Genomic DNA, 21,405 nt, shown 5'->3' with positions numbered 1-21,405 from the left:
AGGTTTGGTAAATAGATTTGATAAAAATAACGTAAGCCGTTACTTTGTTATAAAATTACACAAAATGTCCTACCCACGAAAAGAATATGGTGCCGAACAGCCCAAAAAATACTGGAGCTTGGAAGAAGCAAAGCTGAAAATCGCATCATATTGTGCCTATCAGGATCGCTGCCAAAAGGAGGTTAGGACCAAGCTTCATGAAAAGGGAATCTATGGTGAGCAGGCCGAGGAGTTGATTTCGGAGATGATTAGTGAGAATTTTTTGAATGAAGAGCGCTTTGCACAGTCCTTTACACGTGGAAGATATCGCTTGAAAAAATGGGGCAGAAATAAAATTTTGCAAGAGTTAAAATTCAAAGGTGTAAGTCCAAACTGTATCAAATCAGGAATGAAAGAGATCGATCCCGAGGAATATTTCAAAATACTCTGTCATGTTGCGGAAAGAAAATGGGCTTTGACCAAAGAAACAGACCCATTCAAAAAGAAATACAAAGTGCAGCAGTATTTGATGTCTAGGGGATTTGAAATGGATTTGATTCTGGAGGCCATGGATGTGATTGATAGCTAATACAAAAACCCAAATAACCACAAAGGTATTTTACTTCCAATTCCATACTCAAGATCATCTAAAGCCAAAAATGAGTTTTCTACATTTTTGATTTGTGATTTATCTTTATTCCTTCCACCAATTTCAAAGGTATATTTTTCATCAACCAGAAAGTCCCCTTTTTTACTAAGACTTATAAGGCGTCCACTATTTCTGAGTTGATTCATAAAGAAGGTTTCTCGAACTGTCCCAGAAGAAGGATTCATTTGCAAAGAGAAAAGAAAATTGGAGTTTTCAAAATAAATTTTCCCTGGTTTTTGCAATTGGCTAATCCCCTTAACTTGTTCATAGAGTAGATTCAAAATTTTTGCATCTTCTAGATGCTTGATGTAAATATTTACAGTTTGTCTTCCAAGATGCATTTTCTCTGCAATTTTTGAAATGTTAGGCTCAAAAGGAACACTTTCAGCTATCACTCCAAGAAGTTGCTTGATTTTAATGACATTGGATGCACTGTAGCCCTGGATGGCAGAAAGGTCACTTTCTAGGACGGTGTTGATTATTTGGATCAACCTTTGAGGAATTCTTTCAGCCTTCAGCTCTTTGGTAAAGGGAAAATAACCTGCTTGAAGATACTCTTTGAATAGGGGCAATACTGGTACACCAATTTTTTTTATAAGTCCATCTGAAATACGCAACGTGTTTTCAATAATGTCTTGAAAATCTATTGGTTCAAGAGAAATTTGATGATACAAAGAAAGGTACTCTCTGAAAGATAGTCCATGCAAAATTTGAGTTTCCAATCTTCTACTAAGGTCTGCTTCCCCCCGATAAAGATCCAATGCTGACGAACTGGTAAATATTATCCTCAATTCAGGAAATCCATCATAAATTAATTTGAGCTCTCTAGACCAATCAGGATATTTATGAATTTCATCCACCAACAAAACCTTTCCCCCATAGCTATACCAGAGAGATGCGAGTTCAAATAAAGTTTGATTATAGAAATAAGGATGTTCAGCTGTTACATATAATCCTTTTTCACCCTGATCTAAAATTTCCTTCAAATGCTGTAACAAAAGAGTGGTTTTACCAACACCTCTCAAACCTTTAATTCCTAGGAGCCTTTCCTGTACTAGCAAATCTTTAAACAAGTATCTATACCAGCTGCTTTGGAAATTTTTTAATAAATTCCCCTGATACTTCAATAACTCTTCCATATAGATTGATTTGGTTTCAAATCAAAAATAAATACATTTTGATTTGAAACCAAATCAATTTTGATATATTTATGGTTTGATTATAAATCAATGTGAATCTAATATCAGCTGATATCTCAAAAATTAATAAGAGAAAAACCCTTCCTACATTGATGCGGGAAGGGTTTTATAACTTTCAATAACTCTATAAACTATGTCTGATAATTAATCTCCTATCAAGGAAATTTTATAACTGTAAGCATATTTTTTGTCTAAAAGAAGATACGCTCTATGTGGATACCTTCCCCAGCTGTCATCGCCCCCGAGTCCACGCTGCTTCCAGTCGATTTGTAAGAAAACGGTATTCCTTGGTTTGAGGTCGGTAGGGTGCTGTTGCTTTTTGGAAAATCCTGGATCCAAATCCTCGGCAGGGAAATTTAGCGCAGTAAAGGCAATTTCCTGAACACCTTCTATCTTCAGCCCATTTCCATCCTTATCGGTCAGCTCTATCCAACGAACGTCTGATCTGTTTCCAGATTCCTGTGGCCTGATGTAATTCCAGTTATATTGATTGGAGACTTTGTCTTGGTAAATTCCGATGTGTGAAGCTGATTTTCTATCCTCATAATTTTCCCAAGGACCACGACCATAGTATTCAAGGTTTTCAAATTGACCCGGCAGCTGCATGCGCATACCAAAACGTACCAGCTCTGGCAATTCTCTATCTGAAAAATCCATGCTTGCAGTTACCCTGACTTGGCCATCATGTTGGATCAAATAGTCGACATGATAATTCACCATGATATTATTGAGCAAATATTTAGCTTCAATCAAGATCCCATCTTCGTGGTTCTTATTGACGTTGATTTCTTGAAGCTTTCTATCCATGTGAGCTGTTCTCCAAACAGCCAGTCTATTTTGCATTTGATTGCCGAAATCATTGTCTGTTGGCGCTCTCCAGAAATACGGTTCCGGAAAATTTCTGATAATTCCAGGTTCGGAGTCTTTCAAAGTGTACTTTTTAAAAGATCCATTCTTGAGATCAAATTCTCCTTTAATAGATCCTGTTTCAAAATGTAAAACCCCTTCCTTTTCTCCATATTGAAGACTTTTGGCTATGGCTTTTTTAAGATCAAAGTATGACTTATTTCCAATAGCCATCTGTTCAGAGGCAATGATATAATTTGCAGGTAAAGCAGCTGTAGCCTTTCTGGTTTTTGCATAAACATTCAAAAAATACTCTGCATCATCTCCGATTACAGGTAATTCCAAATTTATGTTCTTTTCTCCATGGGCAGCAAGTTCTACTTCAAAGGTTTCTGATTGCGTCGCTTCCCCATTTTTCAGCAACTCCCAATAGAAATCATATTGATCCAAATTGGTGAAATCAAAATAGTTTTTAACCCAAATTGAATTGTCTTCATTGAGTTTGAAGTGAACATTTTGGTAGACTTTTTTTACTTCATATAAGGATGGATGTGGCGTTCTGTCTGCAGAAACTAAGCCGTTTGCGTTAAAGTTTTCATCATTTTGAAAATGAAATCCCCCTAAATCGCCACCATAAGCCCAATATGCTCTTCCATTTTCGTCATGCGTCAACAAGCCCTGATCTACCCAGTCCCAGATAAATCCTCCTTGCATGTGTCTGCTTCCCAAAATAATATCCCAATATTCCTGAAAATTACCCACACTATTCCCCATTGCATGGGCATATTCACACATGATAAATGGCCTGTCCTTGCTTTGATCATTTGCGTATCGTTTCATATGCTCGATTGAAGGGTACATCGGAGCTACGATATCTGTATTTCTATTTTCACCTGCCTGCTCGAATTGGACAGGACGTGTTTTGTCATTTGACTTCAACCAATCATAAGCATCATAGAAAACAGAGCCATTTCCGGATTCATTTCCCATTGACCAGATGATTACCGAGGTGCTGTTTTTATCCCGCTCAAACATCCTCTGAATCCTGTCCATGTGGGCATTTTTCCATTCCTCTCTATAAGCAGGATGTCTCTCTTTGTTAAACCAGCCTTGAAGTTCAGCTCCCATGCCATGTGTTTCGATGTTGGCTTCGTTGACTACGTAAAGTCCATATTCGTCACATAGCTCGTACCATTCCTGATCGTGTGGATAATGACTCATTCTCACAGCATTCATATTGAACTGCTTCATCAACTGAATATCCTTGATCATGATATCCCTGTCTGGCACATGACCTTTGACCTCGTGATGCTCGTGTCTGTTGACCCCTTTTACCAAAACAGCTACGCCATTGACCATCAGTTGGGCATTTTTGATTTCTATGGATCTGAAACCTGTCTTTTTGCTTACTGCAGAGAGCACATTTCCATTGCCGTCTTCCAGTTTGATCAGGTAGGTGTAGAGATAGGGAGACTCTGCTGACCATTTATTGACTGCATTTATTTTTCCTTCGAATGTAATTGGAGAGTTAAAGTTTGATGTAGATTTCTTTTGCGAATATACCTTCTTGCCATTGGCGTCCATTAGCTCAAAAGTCACACTTGCCGTATTCAATTTATTTCCCTCGGAATTTTTCAATTTGATATTGGTGGCTAGTATTCCATTCTTGTATCCTGCATCTAGACCAGACTGAATTGTGAAATCAGCTATCGATAGTTTCGGTGTGGCCTGCAAAAATACATCCCGCTCAATTCCACTCAATCTCCAAAAATCCTGATCTTCCAAATAACTTCCGTCATGCCATCTGAACACTTGGACCGCCAAAAGATTTTCTCCTTTTTGGACATGATTTGTGATGTCAAACTCAGCAGGAGATTTTGAGGCTTTGGTCATTCCTATTTCCTTACCATTCAAAAAGACCTTTGCATAACCCGAGATAGACCCGAAATGCAACACGATTTGCTTGTCTGACCAATCAGCGGGTACGGAAAATGACTTTCTGTAACTTCCAACTGGATTGTAATTATTGTCCACAAAGGGTGGATTCGCTGGAAAAGGATAGGCTACATTGGTGTAGATAGGTATATCATGTCCTTCCATTTCCCAATTGGAAGGTACTGGAATCATATCCCAATCTTTGTCATTGAAGTTGCTCTCATGGAAATTTTGAGGTCTTTGGTCGGGTGTTCTCACCAAGTTAAACCTCCAACTACCATTCAGGCTTTTATAGTAGTGGTTGAATTGAAGGTCTTTTTTGATCGCTTTTTCTTCCGAATCGTATTGGATAAAATAGGCACGACCAGCCTCTTTTCCCCTATCAACTATTGTGGGGTTTTCCCATTCGTTTTTTTCATTTTGGGAAAAAACAAAGGTGCTCAAAAGCATAAGGGGAATAGCAAATAAATACTTCATGATTATTTTAGGTTTGATTCAAGAAAACAGGAGGAGTAACATCACACTTGATTGTTAAGAGTATTTTGATTCCAAAATTTGATCATTAATTAAAAAAAACCTCCTGTTTTGCCAAACATGATAAATGGGAGCAAATAATTCGATTTTTTGCTTTTTTGAAATATTTGCCCTCAAGATATTTTTATATTAACTAGTCTAACACCACACCATCAAGTGTAGGTTCTACTTTTAGGATATATCCATTTTCGTCAAACTCCATTTTATCTATACACACTTCTCTATTGAAACCTGCTGATTGACCCATTCTGATTCCTTCAGGCCTCTTGAAGCGGTGATAGACAATCATCCAGTCATCGGTATCCTTGACATTGATCACTGAGTTGTGGCCAGTTCCATAGATTCCCAACTTTGGGTTTTTGCTTAAAATCAGGTTGTTTTCAGGGATTTCCAAAGGGCCGACTGGACTATCTGAGATAGCATATCTCACCCGATAGTTTTCTGATCTGGTATCATCTTCTGACCACAGAAAGTAGTATTTCCCATTTCTAAAAAACACCTCCACACCTTCCCTAAAGGTCTGATCAGGAGTCATCAAGGTGATTTTTTTCTTGTCAAAACTCTTCAAATCGTCATTCAAGGGAACTGCCGCCAAATAGCCATTGCCCCAATAGAGGTAAGTGATGTCTGACTGTGGATCTTTGAAAATATCTGGGTCGATTTCTTGTCCGCCGGAAACACCGTTAGGTTTGAAATCAATTAATGGCTTACCTGAATCTGTAAAAGGTCCAGATGGGCTATCGGAAGTTGCAACACCTATTCTTTGACTAGCTGTGAAATAGTAGAAATATTCATATCCGTCTTCTTTTTTGACTTCCAGCATGGTCGGTGCCCAAGCATTCCTGTCACTCCAGGATACATCCTTCTTCAAATCCAAAATCACTGCTTCTTCCTTCCAATCGCGAAGATTTTCTGAAGAAAATGTCTTGAAATAGGTTCCAGACCAGCCATCGTATCCATCACTTGTAGGATAAAGGAAGTATTTCTGCTCTTTTTCAGAATAGATGATTTCTGGATCAGCATAGTAACCTTTCAAAACAGGATTACCAGAAGCTACCTCGTCGGCATAGCCAAATTCCTTGATCAATCTTTCCTTTTCTTCCAAACTGATAGGAAGCACAGAACCATGTCTAGGATGGAAATCCATACTGATCTGCTCATCGATTACGGTGAAATTTTCCAAGTCCGTGCTTTCGGTAAACTGATAGGAGCCCTTCATATATACATCATACATGAGGATGAATTTCTCTGAATCATTCAGTTTGAAAATCCCTGATCCTTCGACAGCCTCTTTTGTCTGCTGAAGGTATTTGTCCTGCATCTCATAACCTTCAGTCAACTTATCGGAAACTGCCTTTTTGAGACCATTGCCATGTCCTTCTGTTTTGAAAAATAAATGGTATTTCCCTTCATGAAATATGATGTCTCCATCGATACAAGATTTTCCTTCCGGGTGGAAAAAAAGTTGCTGTGGCTCAGTTTCCAAAGCCGTAAAATCACTGTTTGCATAAGCATAATAGATGATATCTGCTTCCCCTTCAAACTGCATGGACCAATAAATCATATATTTTCCAGCTTTGGAATCATAAATCGTCTGTGGCGCCCAAACTCTCCTTACTTCACCGAATTTCTCAGGAAAAACCGTAGGAATGTGAATATTGCTGTGAGTCCAATTGACCAAATCATCTGATTTCAACAAGATCATACTTTCATTTGTCCAGCCGTCATTTGGTACATAAAGATCTGTCAAGATCATAAAGAAAGTCTTGCCATCATCGGATCTTAGAATATGTGGATTACGAACGCCTCCTTGCTTGCTGATGATATCGTTGTCAATGATAGGAAGGTAGTTATTCAAAGCACGGTAATTGAATCCATCATCGCTGATTGCATAATGAACAGCTTCTTGACCTGGACCATTGCCAATAAAGTAGGCAAATAAATAAGCTTCTGTCTTGACCGGCTCAGAGCAAGAGTTCAAAGTCAATGCACAGGTACAAAGAATACCGAAAAGAAGATTCTTAAAGTTGATCATTTTAATTATTTTGATAGGTTTTTATATCTTTTGATGGCTTCCAAGAAGTAGTAATCTCCATAAGACAGCGGTGTATCCACTTCAGTATTTTCAGGAATATGTCCTACACCATGCTTTAAGATAAATCCTCCATTTGTTTTTGTTTCGGCCAAATAAGGTTCAGAGGAAAGAGATGTCAACATGGTTTCTGCATTTTGGAAATATTTCTCAGACTTGTCACTTTCCACATAAGTTGATAATTCAAAAAGTGCAGAAGCAAGGATTGCACCTGCCGAAGAATCTCTCAAAGCATCGGGAATATTTGGAGCATCAAAATCCCAATAAGGAATCTTATCTGCTGGTAGATTTGGATGATCCAAGAGAAAGCTAGCGATATTATTCGCTAGTTCTAAATATTTTTCATCTTTGGTAAACCTGTACATGACTATATATCCATACAATCCCCAAGCCTGCCCTCTTGCCCAAGCCGACTCGTCCGCATACCCTTGAGCGGTGTGCTTTTTGTTTACCTCGCCAGTTTGTGGGTTATAGTTGACTACATGGTAAGTGCTGTAATCCTCACGGAAATGGTTTTTGATCGTATTGTCAGCATGTGTGATTGCTATATCTCTGTAGGTTGTGTCTCCTGTCTCTTCAGAGGCCCAAAAAAGCAATTCCAAATTCATCATATTGTCAATGATCACCAAGTAGTCTCCCTCCTTGGAATCCCATGATTTGATCAAACCTACTTTTTCATCAAACCTAGTACTCAAAGATTTTGCACTTTGGATCAAAATATCTTTGTAGTCTTCTTCTGGAGCAATGTCGAGTGCATTTCCAAAGCTGCAAAACATCATAAACCCAAGATCATGCGTAGTCGTATTGAGCTTTTCTTTCTCCAACACTTTCATAATTCTCTTGGCTTCTGACAAAAGTGTAGCATCTTGATTTTGTTCGTACATGTATAGCAAAGATCCTGGGTAGAATCCACTGCACCACCATCCTGAATTTGATGTCTCCAGTCTATCTTGATCCGCATGATAAGTCTTTGGGAATCTATTTTCAGGAAGAATTCCCATCAAATATTTATACTGGTCAGAGGCCTGAGATACTACATTATCTAATTTTGCACTCAAGTCATTATTTTGGGTTTCGCTCTTTGTTTCGGTCTGACAACTTGTGAAAATTATCAATGAAAATAAGATAGCTGATGTCAAAAGGCTTTTCATTGTATAGGTTTTATTTTAGTGATTAATTTCGATGATTTTTATTGGACTTGACAGTCCTTCTGTAATTCCTTCTGCATCCAACTGCTCTACATTTTGGACAAATAAATGGAGTGATTGCCTCGCCTTCCAAAGCCCAATATCATAAGTAGGTTCCCACTGACCCACTGAATATGCTGTCAAATCTCTGACTGCCCAGCCAGAATTGTTTTGATAGACAAGAGACACTTTATTGCCTCTTTCTTCATCCCGGTATATGATATAAATACGCTCCTGATTATCTACAAGCAGTTGAGGTCTGGAAATTGGAATTCTTTTGGTTCCTCCACCGCCCAAAGCAAAGGGTTCGATTCTGTGATTTGGGCTTACTTTTTGCCATTTTCCATCATTATGGAAAATTACATGAAGCTGAGGAATATCTTCTTCAGCCCAATATGTGGCGATGTATGGATTGCCATTTTTATCCGCGGCCATGGCAGTCTGATTGATTAAGCTGCTATTTTGAGGGATTTTCCAGGCATACTCTGCTGAACTTATGGTAATCGGTAAAGTGTATTTCTCTCCGGTTGATTTCTCCCAACTTACTCCTTCATCTCTGGATACGGCATAACCCATATCATGATTGGTGGAAACGTCCCAAGACTCCCTCCAAACCCAGCTCAAGTGGATATTTCCAAGCTGATCGACATAAGATTGCCAATAGGCATTCCTTTCTCCTTCTCCATCAATGAGCTTGTTGTGCATCTGATTCCAAGATTTTGATTGGGTATCATATTTATTGATCAGCAGATTTCCTCTTCCTGAGGATCCAGACCTGTACATAAATATCAAATTCCCGTTAGGCAATCGGTGAAATTCAGGATAGGTGACTTTTGATTCTTCAAGTCCTGTCATCCTCTCCTTTTCGCCAAATTCCAAACTTAAAGGATACTTGCTTTTGGCATATCTCAATTCATTGTCATGATGATCCCAAGATAGATGAACATAACCATCTCCATCCAAAGCCAGGCTGATAGAATTGTGTGCGTCGCTGGTATTTCCTTTGAACGCTGTCTTTTTTAATTCCCAATTGTCAGAATCTAGACTTCTTTTACCTATCACTACATACCCTTCAGGATCATAATAGGCCACAAACTGATTTTCACCATCCGAGTCAAGAGAATTCCTTCTGAAGATAACTGTATTGATAGAATTATTTGCCCAACCTTCTCCGACCAAAGTCTCTAAGATGGGGGCTTTTTCTAACTTTTGTATTTTGCAGGAAGTAATAAGAAGAATCAGAATGAATGATATCTTGATTTTTTGGATCATCTCAAATTGCTTTGTCAATTACTGCTTTTTTACCTCCCCAAATTTTCTTCTGAGTCCATTCTTCACTTGGCTTAGACCAAAAATCTGCTGATGATGGCAAGCCAAGCACCAAGAAAACTTCAGTACATAAGTATAAACTTCCTGTAGAAATATAAGGCTCTGCCAATTCTGGTTGAACGCCATTAAACCCTAGTTTTAGCCAGCCATTGTGATCAAACATCGACTCAGACTGCATGTGTTTGTCCACGATTGCTATCAATGCTCCACGAACTTGAGCAGGAGCTATTTCTTTGGGTAATTCTTCCCACAGTGCGATTTGAGAAAGTGCTTGAAATGCACCAAACCTATAAGCCATGGATCTTCCAATTACGGGATAAGTTCCTTCAGGGGAAATCAATCTTTCTTGGATGGCTGCATATCTTCTTGCTCTTTTGAGGGAAAGCTCAAAATCAGCTTTATTTCCAATTCCTGCTTCGATCAAGGTCTTAGAAATATCTAAGATCATCGGTTGAATCACAAAGCTATTGTAATAGTCAAAGTGAAATTCAGGACCATCACCATAGACCCCATCTCCCAAATACCATTCTTTATGCTTGTTGAGCGCGTAGGCAATTCTAACCTGATCACCTTCCCCGTCAAACTTGATCAAGGCTGCTTCTACCATGGCTGTAAATAGCAACCAATTGCTATAATAAGGATTGATACTTCTCGTAGACTTTAATGCCTCGATGGTATTTTTCTTAGTTTGGGTATCTAATCTATCCCAAAGCTGGGTTGGAGCACGCAATAATCCTTGTGCTAAAAATGCAGCATCAACAAGTGGTTGACCAGCTTCTGTGAAATTCATAAAATCCTTAGCCCTCGGATCTGTTGCGTTTTTGAGGGATTGATGAACCAAAAGGATGTATTTCTCTCTCAAGATCCCTTCCTCAGAATCATCTGGGCCGAGCTCCAACCAAGGAGCCATACCAGACACAAGTCTACCAAAAGCTTCCAAGTATGTCACTTTATCTCTATCTCCATAAGCATTTGGAGCCACCTCGACAGGCATATTTTCTTTCAACTTATCCTGACTCAAATTTGTCAAAACAGGATCTGCAATCTTGGTAAGGTGAGAAATAAATGTTTTTCTGTCTTCTTGATTATTCGCTTGGGCATTTCCAAAACACCAAACTAGAAAAAGGATGCTGAGTATTTTGATATTTTTCATTTTTCTGTTTTTGAAAGTCAGTATCATTTTATACTTAATTCCCATCAGGCTTCACAGTTGAAACTCTTTTACTCAATGGCCAATAAAAATCTTCAAATTTTCTCGGTTCAGCAGGGTTGAACTTTGGGAGATCTTTTTTGAGATAATACTTCAGGTCTAGGTCTGTTTTAACCAATCCTTCCACAACACAATTAGCCAGTTCATAGGCTCCATAAGTGCTGAAATGCGTATTGTCTGCAAAAGCTTCGTTCTGTCCCTCGAATGTTCCCGCAGGAAAATGGACAAATGCTTTTTTGGAATATTCAAATCCCATCGCCTCAAAAAGTGTTTTGCTCATTGCATTTAGATCAATCAAAGCTACATTTTCTTCTGATGCAACCTGACGCATTGCTTCGGGGTAATCACCTAGGGTATTGACGAGCTTACCATCACTATCAAAATTTCTCCTGTACATGGATGTTACCAACACAGGAACACCACCTTTAGATTTAGCTTGCTGAATATAATGTTTCAGTTCATCCTTATAGGTTGTAAATGCTTCTAAATAATTGTTCCCCGGTTTTTGATCGTTGTGCGTAAATTCAATAAAAAGGTAATCACCTCTTTTCATCAAATTGAGTATTTTTTCTAAACGTCCCTCTCTTTTGAAAGCAAGAAGACTTTCGCCTGATTCCGCATGATTGGCGATTGCAATTTGATCAGGCTGAAAGAAAAACGGAAACATCTGTCCCCAAGCTGCCCAAGGCTCATAAGCTTGATCAACCACCGTACTATTACCAGCTAAAAAAACAGTGATGGCATCTTCCATTTTTGTGACTTCAACAGCACAGATTTTGGGAATTTCTCCATTAAATTCTAGTGTAAGCTTTTCGTCCCAGTGAAAATAATCCTTCTCTCTTTCTTTAAGCGCAACCTTTTTGTCTGTTCCCTGTATGTTCGGATGCCTTACATTGACGATAAATTCTCGATTAAGGACTTCTCGATCAAAGGTCTGCAGCTTATCAATCATCATCCGGCGTGATTCTGCACGGACTACATTGACCGAACTCCCTTTTAAGTCTCCAAAAGTCACCTTCACTTTGTAGTTTCCTTCGGGTACATTCATAGAAAAGTAAAACGGGCGATCACTTTGCATAAATCCATTTTTAGAAGCTTTCCCTTTTCTAGGATTCACCGATTCCAAACCATCAATTTCTTCGAAACCAAAGCCTTTTGCATGGTCAAAAAGGTCATCCTCGGATATGGCTATCCATCCCTTTTTGGTTTTTTCTTTGCCAAAATCAAATTTCCAACTGACTTGCTGCTCCGCTAAGGAGCATGAAATTTCACAAAAAATTAGAAAGGCTGTTAAAATTAAAGAGCGTGGATTTTTCATTTGATCGGAACCTGAATAATTAAAAGTATTTGACACTTTAGGATTCTTGCATCAATAAAAAATCAAAGAGAGTAAAACCACTCTCTTTTCATTTTAATCAAAAAAAGGACATAACGCTGGGCTATGTCCTTTTTTGGATGCAAATTATTTCAAAATCTGCAAAGAGCTGTCATTGATTTCAAATTCATTTTCTTGAAGCAGTCTGATGATCTCTGCTCCTGCAGCGACTACAGGACCATAACCATGTGCTGCAAATTTATTAACAGGTCTGTGATAGTAGAATGCCGGGTCAAATGCCATTCCTGTACCTACACAAGTTCCTTCGACTTGGCCTTTGTCATTGACCATCGTGGCTACTGCATTCCAGGCCAAAATAGCCATTGGCGCATGTGCCATATCATCAATCCAACCTTCATTCACCGCAGCTGCAATACAATAAGCATAAATAGCGGTAGCAGAAGTTTCTAAATAAGAATCATTTTTATCCAAAAGTTGATGCCAAAATCCAGATCCTGACTGCAATGCAGCAAGCCCTCTAATGTGTTTTTGCAAAAGATCCAAAACCATTGCTCTTCCAGGGTGATTTTCAGGTAATACTTTCAGTACCTCAACTTTGGTCAAAAGTGCCCAGCCATTTGCTCTTGCCCAATGAAATTCAGGATGAACTTCCATGTCAGCTACCCAGCCATGCATGTAAAGCTCTTTTTCTTTATTGAACATGCGATCAGAAAAAAGTTTAATCTGATTTACTGCTTCGTCAAAGTATTTTTGTTCGCCTGTTTTTTTACCCATCTGAGCAATAGCAGGAACACTCATGTATAAATCATCCAGCCAAAGTGTATTATTCAAAGGTCTATTTCTAGCCAAAGTACCATCTTCCAACTTGAATTCTTTGTTCATGATATAATCCATAAAATTCGAAATCAATGGATTTACATTTGCATCAAGACCATTTGCTTCAGTTTTGATAAATGATGCACAAAGTGCTCCGCAATCATCCAATGCTCCAGGAGCCACTATCGAATGTAGGGCATGTCTTTTGTCACCCATTTTTTCAAAATGCGGATACAAATCTGCTAAAAACTTAACTCTGTTTTTGGTATAATTTGTATAGGATTCATCTCCTGTAATCTCGCCAGCCAAAAGCATCGCAGAATAAGTCACTCCCCATTCGTAACTCAAAAGTCTAAAGTCTCCTTTTTTCAAAACTGACTTTTCATCAGCCTTACTAAAATCGGTAATTTCAGTACCACCCTCTTCCGTTAGGATTGTCGTATGGGTAGTTTCCTCCAAATATCCTTTTACACGATCCAAAACAGCCTTCACTTCTGAAACTTCAGGAGCTCCGTAAGGTGTCGGATAATCCGGCTGCAACAAGTGTAGCGGTGTATTGCTATCGGTCATTTCTTCCTCTGCTGTTGTGTTTTCCTCTTGTTGCGTTTGGCAATTCAAGAGAAAAAGTGAAAACAAGATCAAAGTAAAAGGCTTTGTAATTCTGGTTATAATGTTGTTCATCGTTGTTTTAATATAGTTTACACCAAATATAATTCAAAAATATACATCTGAAATTGAATTCCTTCCTGTAGTGTCGGGATAATGAATATGATTTACAAATTAATTATTATAGCTTATACTGTAGAGTGAATTCAAAACCAACTCCGCTCTTTATAGAAACTCCCAAATTTGATGTTAGAAAATTAAATCATTTGTAGTTTCTACTCAGTTTAAAACAAAAAATCACCAAAGGATAGGTATTGATCCCTTGGTGATTAAATTTTTAATTTGATGCTCAATTCTTGTCTTAGTATCCTGGGTTTTGATACTCTGATCTAGCTGCTTCATTTAGCGGTACTCCATTTTGGTCAGTCAACTGCACCAAGTAGTTAAATGGCCAAGGTCTAAAGGTATGGAAAGGTTGCATTTGACCTTTTCCATTCCCATTTTGTCCATTTCCTCCAGCTGTATTCGTAGCAGCGGGCCAGAGACCAGTTCTGTTTGATGCCATTTGGTTGAAGTGCATCACTCTATCATAAAGTATCCCAGCATTATGTAAGTCTTCCCACATAATTCCTTCGGCTAAGAACTCGCGGTTTCTCTCATTATAAATAAAATGAATAAACATGTCCTTTTTTGTATTGACATTAGTTATATATCCTTCACGAATGGCTTCGGGAGTTCCTGGAGTGAAGTGGTTTTCAGACACCATAATAGCATCATAAGAATTTCCTGCAGCTGCAAATGGGGGCTCCAGTTCAGAACCGTCCAGCTCTTGAGCTTCAGGATACCATTCTGCAAAAAGAGACGGACGATTTTCTCCACCTTTAAATGCAGCTCTTTGTCTCAAAACATTAATATCGTCTACGGCTAATCCATAGTCTCCTTTTCTACCATATGCTTCAGCTCTAATCAGGTAAGTTTCTGCCAATCGCATCAATATTGCATCTCTAGTACCTGCCTCAGAATTGAAATTTCCTTCGTCTGTACTTCCTCCTCTTGATGGATCTACATATTTTTTGACCGAAAGATATGGTGCTGTTTGCGTTGCCAGACCCATGTTAGCCCCATTGATAAATAGACGATAGTAATAGTTTCCAGTTTTTGAAGACCTTACCCATCTTACCATAAATTGATATGGCTGGCTCATGACCTCCATTGAGTCTAGGGCATTATCTCTATCATTTTCTAAATAAATGATGGCTCTTTGTCCATTTTGAATTCTTCTTTCACCAGCTCTCACTTCAGGTTGATCGGATGGTTTGTTGGCATTCCACCACGCAGCAGTTTCTTCTGTCCATCTAAACGAAGTAGAGTTAGACCCCATATTGCTTATATATTCATGGCGGAATGTCTTCGCAAACCTAGAATCATGCATTTTATCCTTAAAATTATCATAACCATAGTCTGTCGGCTTAAATGTACCGAAGGGCCTTCCATATATCATGGCTCTGTTGACTCCTGATTGTTCAGTATAGTTTCCAACATGATAGTTCACAGATCTATTTCCTCCAAATCGACCATTTAGTCCAATATTCGCATCAAACTGGGCTGACCAGAGTACTTCTGGATGCGGGCTTGTCTCAGAGATTGCTGGATCAAATAATGTTTCATAGTCAGGCGCTAAACCTCCTGCTCCTGAGATTACTTCAGATGCAATTTGAATAGCATTATCCAAATCTGTGGGTACATTTCCTTTATATAATCTTCTCAATGATTCTTCACCACTATTTGCAAATTCCGCAGCCTGAGCTCTATTGAGGTAAAGCTTTGCAAGGAAATGACCTGCGGCCCACTTATTCAGTCTTCCTCTTGGAGCAGAAGCCGGTAAATTTTCATAAGCAAAGGTTACATCGTCAATCATTTGGCTATAAACCTCCTCCAAACTAGCTTTGGGGAAATAATAGATGCCATCATCTTCTCTCCTAGGCTCCAAAAGCAATGGAATATCTCCCAATTGATTAGAAACTAAATAAAAAGCCCATGATCTCAAAAATAAAATTTCCCCCTTCCTTTGATTGGCAAAAGACTGGTTTGTACCAAAGATTCCTGGACGACCATTTTCGAGAACATCTAATGCAATATTACAATTATTGATATGTGGATAAGCCCCCATAGGAGCAAAGCTGGCATTTGAATTTCCAAGGTAATTGAATACATTATTTGCAATATTACTGAGGTCATTTCCATAAATACCCACTTCCATCCTTGCCCATGGAGCACTCGAGGTCATATAAGCGTCAGTCTCTGCTTGTGTCAACCTTGCCCCATTAGCTTCCCATTCGTGCTTTACTCGAGCGTATACATAGAGCCCATTAATTAAGGATTCTAATCCATTCTCGTCATTAAAATAATCTTGTGTAAGATTGGAGACTTGTCTTTCTTCAAGAAAATCTTGGCAAGAACTAAATATCCCAATTGCACCAATTAATATTATCCAAATATATTTTTTCATCTTTTCTGCTATTTTGAATTAAAATCCTGCTCTTAGTGTAAATACCAAGCTCTGTGGTAAAATGGTATTGTTATTCATCCCGCCAAGAGGATCTCCGGCTGAATTTCTATTTTCCCAAGAAGTGTCATCATCAGGGTTGATACCCCATCTTACTACATCTCCACCAAAAATAAACGGATTTACAACTTGCATATTCAGCTGTAGGGTTGACATTCCCAACTTCTCGATATACTCAAATGGAAAATCATAGGCTAATGAAATGTGTCTTATCGTGACGAACGAGCCATCATTAAATTGTAAAGGATTTACAATATTTTGAACATTTGCACCTATAGATGGTAAAGGCCATCTTCCATTCGGATTGTCAAAAGACCAGCGGTCATTTTCAACTCTTCCGTTTGGAAATATCCCACCGATACTTGGTAAACCTCCAAAATAAGTCTGTCCAAATCTACCATACGCCATGAAACTCAACGTCCAGTTTCTATAATTCATCGTGTTTGTTATACCACCTGTCCATCTAGGTTGTCTGGTACCTACTACTACCCTGTCATCACCATCTATTCTATTATCGCCATTTTGGTCAACGATTTTTACAGAGCCAGGATAGAAATTATGTCCATTCGCATTAAAGAGCGCCATTTGTTCTAAATCAGCCGTTGTATTTTGCCAGATACCATCGTGTCGATAATCAAAAAATGAATGAATAGGAAAACCAATAAATAAGTTATTGGCAATCATATCTTCAGCGCCATTTACCAATTCTAAAATTTGCTCTCGATTCGCTCCAAAATTGAAGTCCGTTTGCCAAGTAAAACCATTTCTTTCCAAATTGATGGTTGAAAGTGTAAATTCTATCCCCCTGTTTCTGGTGCTTCCTATATTTTCAAATTTCTGAACATATCCTGTAACCGCTGGAACGGATCTTCCAAAAATCAATCCTCTAGTAGTCATATCATAAACCTCCAGAGCACCTTTAACTCTTCCATTAAAAAGCCCAAAATCTAGACCTGCATTCCATTGTGTTGTTTTCTCCCATCCTAAATCAGGGTTTTGTACAAGCTGTGGTAAAAACCCTATTGCTGCATCACTTCCAAAAGAATACGGATTCTGACTCAATGGTCCCGTTGTTGTATATGGATTTACTGCTGAGTTTCCAGTAACACCAAAACCAAATCTAGGCTTCAATTCATAGATCCAATCAATGTCTCTCAGAAACCCTTCTTCTTGCATTTTCCAAGCTGCTGAAAATGACGGGAAAAAATCCCATTTATTCCCAGGAGCTAATACAGAGGAACCATCATACCTACCTGAGGCTGTTAATAAATATTTATCCTTTAGTGAATAATTTACCCTTAACATCCAAGATTGAAGCGTATTCTCTGTAAAAGAAGAACCATAGCTGTCAGGACGACCTACCGTGTTTGAATTGAGGTTGTACCATAAACTTGCTGGAACCACTGTGTTGGAAACATTCATTCCCATTCCTTCTCTTCTAGAATACTGCGAAGATTGCAATAATGTGAATCCAAAAGAATGGTCACCAAAAGTCTTATCTGCAAAAAGGAGATTTTCTGTTACCCAGGAAAAATTCTCATCTTTGGACATCCCAGCTGTATTTGGACGCAGATTGATATGATTAGATGAGTTTGGGCCAGTCCAAGAACCACTTCTAAAATTTCTTATTTGTCCGCCAAAATTAACTCTATACTTCAACCAAGGAGTAATCTGAACCTCAGAGAAAATATTTGCTAAAATGGAGGTAGTCCTTCTTTCATTAAGTGCCTGACCTATATCCATCAAGGGATTCCACAAGTTGAGATTACCTCCTGGGTTTCGTATCAAGTTGCCTTCATTATCTCTAGGGACGGCATAGGGGAATTGATTATTTGCGCGTGAGAATAAGTCTTTTGAACCTGTATTACTCGTATTTGGCCCCATGAAACCATAGTTTTGGATTGAAAATGATCCCAATACAGAGGAACCAACCGTCAGCCACTTCGTTGGATTTACATCCCCATTTAAGTTTAGTGTGAACCTTTCAAAATCCTGATCTTTTTGAACTCCTGTCTGATTGTGATATCCAAGAGATAAGTATAATCGTGACCTTTCTGTACCCGAAGACAATGATATTTGGTGAATATTAGTGATCCCCTGACGAGTGACGTCATCTTGCCAATTGTAATTCCCTACATTTTCTGAATTGTAGATTGGCACTTGATTAGGCCATCCTAAAGCTCGCTCCTCTGGAGTAGTCGGCCTAAACCGAGGAGTTACACCAAACTCTTCCCACTCGTAACCTTGCCAAACCATATCTCTGGCAACTGGATCTTGGCCAAGCCCCATTACTTGCTGATCTAAAAATGGGTCTGGATACCATGGTTGTGCGGGAGTATTCAAATCTTCATTATTCGCATCTCCATATAATCGGCCATTGATCAACGATTGTCTCCAGATATCTACATATTGCCCTCCAGACATCCAATCCGTCAAGTTTTTGTAGGAGTCCATTGAGACTGATGCACTGTAGTTAACTTTTATCTGACCTTTTTTACCCTTCTTGGTAGTTACTAAAATTACTCCATTTGCTCCCCTAGAACCATAAATTGCTGTAGCAGAAGCATCTTTTAAAACCTCTATAGACTCTATATCATTGGGACTTATATCGTTCAAAGAAAAAGAAGTAACTCCCAATTGAGACACTACTGGAATTCCGTCTACGACGTAAAGTGGTTCATTTGAAGCGTTTATAGATCTGTTTCCACGAATCCTGACAGCAGGCAATTCACCTGGTCGCATATTCGTTGTCACATGTACTCCAGCAGCATTCCCTTGGAGTGCTTGAGAAATGTTTGCAATTGGTCTTTCTTCCAAGGTTTTAGAACCTACACTTGTGATGGCACCTGTTAGATCGCTTTTCTTTTGAGATCCATAGCCTACTACAACCACTTCTCCGAGCTGTTGCAAATCCTGGGCAAGTTCCATGTTTATCGTACTTGAGGATCCTACACGAATTTCTTGAGTAACATACCCAATAGAAGAAAATACCAAGATAGTATTGTTGTCTGGTACAGAGATAGTATAGGTCCCGTCAATGTCGGTTACCGTTCCCGTTGTAGTACCTTTGATTACAATATTCACCCCAGGAAGAGTGACCCCATCATCTTTATCCGTTACGACACCAGTAATATTTATGTCACTGACATTTTCAGAAACAGAACTGAAAGCATGGGAAAAACTTGTGCTAAGTGTTATCGATAATACGACAAAGAATGCAGTGCGTATCCGAAAGTAATAGTGATAAATAAAATTTTGCTTCATCAGGAATTGGGTTTGGTTTCAGTTTTATTCTTTATATTGACTATATAAAATATTCTCTTTCACATCATTTTTTCAAAGAATAAGAAGGTTTTTAAATGAAAGAATTATAAAATTATATTGACTTAAATAGAAATCAATCCTGTTCTGTCATGCTTATATATTTTGAATTTTATCTTTATCCAATTTTTAAAAATCAGGAGGGAACAGGATAGGAAAATCAAGCTTTTGCCCTAGATTTCCATTTAAGCTATTTTAAGTATAAGATATAAACAGCATCAATAACCAAAAATCACCTACCCATTTCTCTAAATAATGCCCAAAAACCATGAAGATAAAAGCCATTCAATTTTCCTTGAAGACAATTTTCTCACTGCTCCTCCTTTTGGCAATCTCCAGTTTTGTGATTCAAAATTCCTCCAATCCAGACTCGGAAAAAACATCCATTTTCTTGATTGGAGATTCCACAGTAAGGAATCAATCTGGCAATGGCGGTTCAGGTCAATGGGGTTGGGGTACGTTTTTGCAGGATTTCTTTGACAGCACAAAAGTTGAAGTGCATAATCATGCTATGGCTGGTCGAAGCACTCGGACTTTTATCAAAGAAGGACGTTGGGAAAAAGTGATGGAATCGCTAAAACCAGGCGATTATGTCATCATGCAGTTTGGGCACAATGAAGGCAGCAAGCCTGATACCACAAGAGGAGGGTATCGGGGAGTTCTCCGCGGAATGGGTGATGAAACTCAGGAATTAATTTGGCCAGATGGTACCGTGGAAACTGTCCATACTTACGGTTGGTATCTGATGAAATTTATCAAGGAAGCCAAGTCAAAAGGTGCCTATCCAATCGTAGCCTCTATGATTCCTAGAAACAAATTTCAAGATGGCTCAGTGGAGAGAGCCAATATGGATTTTGGGCTTTGGGCAAAAGAAGCGGCAAGGAGAGCGGGAGCAGGATTTGTGGATTTGAATAGCATTGTCGCTGATCAATATGATCAATGGGGGCCCGAAGTAGTCAAAGGGCTATTCGAAAAAGACCATACCCATACCAATGAAGCTGGAGCTCGAATCAACGCGTGGTCGGTCATCCAAGGTCTCAAGTCACTTGAAGATGAAAAATTACTGGCGCTTTTGCCAAGTAAGAAACCTACACTTTATCTTATTGGAGATTCTACAGTCAAAAACGGCCAAGGTGATGGCTCTGGAGGGCTTTGGGGATGGGGAGATTTTATTGCACCCTATTTTGATAAGGAAAAAATCAAAGTGGAAAACCATGCACTGGGAGGAACAAGCTCCCGAACATTCCAAACCTACGGGCTATGGAACAAAGTGCTTGATAAAATTGAACCGGGAGATTTTGTGATTATGCAATTTGGCCACAATGACAGCAGTCCGCTAAATGATGATGCACGTGCAAGAGGGACGATTCGAGGTTCAGGACTTGAAGCGCTGCATATTTACAATCCTATCACCAAGCAACAAGAAACAGTCTATTCTTACGGCCAATATCTTAGAAATATGATTTTGGATGCCAAAGCAAAAGGCGCTACACCGATAGTTTGTTCGTTGGTTCCTAGAAATAGCTGGAATGAAGGTAAGGTCAATCGTGCCTCGGATGGCTATGGACTTTGGGCCAAGGAAGCTGCTGAAAGAGCCGAAGTGATTTTCATTGACCTCAATACCATCATAGCAGATGGTTACGAATCAAAAGGCGAAGCCTTTGTTCGTGAACATTATTTTAACACAAAAGATCACACCCACACGATAGAAGAAGGTGCAAAATTTAATGCTGAAGCCGTAGTCAAAGGAATTTCAAGGAATCCTGAAAATCCACTCAATGGATATTTGAAAAAATGATG

At 38.9% G+C, this 21,405-nt stretch carries 12 protein-coding genes; 2 read left to right on the top strand and 10 right to left on the bottom strand.

Features of this window, described 5'->3' with window-relative positions:
- The first annotated feature begins 64 nt into the window (after positions 1–64).
- The gene (locus IEV57_RS01690; RefSeq protein ID WP_188438971.1) at positions 65–568 is read left to right on the top strand and encodes a regulatory protein RecX; all 504 of its coding nucleotides are present in this window, start codon (positions 65–67) and stop codon (positions 566–568) included.
- Here IEV57_RS01690 and IEV57_RS01685 read toward each other — a convergent pair.
- The 10 genes from IEV57_RS01685 to IEV57_RS01640 all read right to left on the bottom strand — a co-directional run bounded on the left by IEV57_RS01685 (position 565) and on the right by IEV57_RS01640 (position 19,548).
- Positions 565–1,767, bottom strand: a complete 1,203-nt coding sequence (locus IEV57_RS01685) for an ATP-binding protein (RefSeq protein ID WP_188438969.1) — start codon at positions 1,765–1,767, stop codon at positions 565–567. The genes IEV57_RS01690 and IEV57_RS01685 overlap by 4 nt on opposite strands.
- 204 nt (positions 1,768–1,971) lie before the next feature.
- Complete coding sequence (lacZ, locus tag IEV57_RS01680) at positions 1,972–5,085, bottom strand: beta-galactosidase, LacZ type (RefSeq protein WP_188438967.1); 3,114 nt, start codon at positions 5,083–5,085, stop codon at positions 1,972–1,974.
- A gap of 190 nt (positions 5,086–5,275) precedes the next feature.
- Positions 5,276–7,177: a glycoside hydrolase family 43 protein gene (locus IEV57_RS01675; RefSeq protein WP_188438965.1), complete on the bottom strand. Its 1,902-nt coding sequence runs from the start codon at positions 7,175–7,177 to the stop codon at positions 5,276–5,278.
- A gap of 5 nt (positions 7,178–7,182) precedes the next feature.
- On the bottom strand, positions 7,183–8,385 hold the full coding sequence (locus IEV57_RS01670) for a glycoside hydrolase family 88 protein (protein WP_188438963.1): 1,203 nt from the start codon (positions 8,383–8,385) through the stop codon (positions 7,183–7,185).
- A gap of 15 nt (positions 8,386–8,400) precedes the next feature.
- Positions 8,401–9,693 carry a BNR repeat-containing protein gene (locus tag IEV57_RS01665; RefSeq protein WP_188438961.1) on the bottom strand — a complete coding sequence of 431 codons (1,293 nt, stop codon included), beginning with the start codon at positions 9,691–9,693 and terminating at the stop codon, positions 8,401–8,403.
- 1 nt (position 9,694) lies between these two features.
- Complete coding sequence (locus IEV57_RS01660; RefSeq protein ID WP_188438959.1) at positions 9,695–10,903, bottom strand: DUF2264 domain-containing protein; 1,209 nt, start codon at positions 10,901–10,903, stop codon at positions 9,695–9,697.
- 34 nt (positions 10,904–10,937) lie between these two features.
- Complete coding sequence (locus IEV57_RS01655; RefSeq protein ID WP_188438957.1) at positions 10,938–12,278, bottom strand: rhamnogalacturonan acetylesterase; 1,341 nt, start codon at positions 12,276–12,278, stop codon at positions 10,938–10,940.
- A 144-nt stretch (positions 12,279–12,422) separates the two neighbouring features.
- Positions 12,423–13,793 carry a glycoside hydrolase family 88/105 protein gene (locus IEV57_RS01650; RefSeq protein WP_188438955.1) on the bottom strand — a complete coding sequence of 457 codons (1,371 nt, stop codon included), beginning with the start codon at positions 13,791–13,793 and terminating at the stop codon, positions 12,423–12,425.
- 286 nt (positions 13,794–14,079) lie between these two features.
- Positions 14,080–16,227 (bottom strand): RagB/SusD family nutrient uptake outer membrane protein, encoded by a 2,148-nt coding sequence (locus tag IEV57_RS01645; RefSeq protein WP_188438953.1) that lies wholly within the window; start codon positions 16,225–16,227, stop codon positions 14,080–14,082.
- A gap of 18 nt (positions 16,228–16,245) precedes the next feature.
- Positions 16,246–19,548 carry a SusC/RagA family TonB-linked outer membrane protein gene (locus tag IEV57_RS01640; protein WP_188438951.1) on the bottom strand — a complete coding sequence of 1,101 codons (3,303 nt, stop codon included), beginning with the start codon at positions 19,546–19,548 and terminating at the stop codon, positions 16,246–16,248.
- A gap of 325 nt (positions 19,549–19,873) precedes the next feature.
- Between IEV57_RS01640 and IEV57_RS01635 the strand changes: the two genes are divergently transcribed.
- On the top strand, positions 19,874–21,403 hold the full coding sequence (locus IEV57_RS01635; RefSeq protein ID WP_188438949.1) for a rhamnogalacturonan acetylesterase: 1,530 nt from the start codon (positions 19,874–19,876) through the stop codon (positions 21,401–21,403).
- Positions 21,404–21,405 lie beyond the last annotated feature (2 nt).

This window comes from Belliella aquatica (assembly GCF_014637795.1).
Lineage (GTDB): Bacteria > Bacteroidota > Bacteroidia > Cytophagales > Cyclobacteriaceae > Belliella > Belliella aquatica.
Note: the sequence above shows the minus strand (reverse complement) of the source record. Positions and strands in the feature narration are given on the sequence as shown.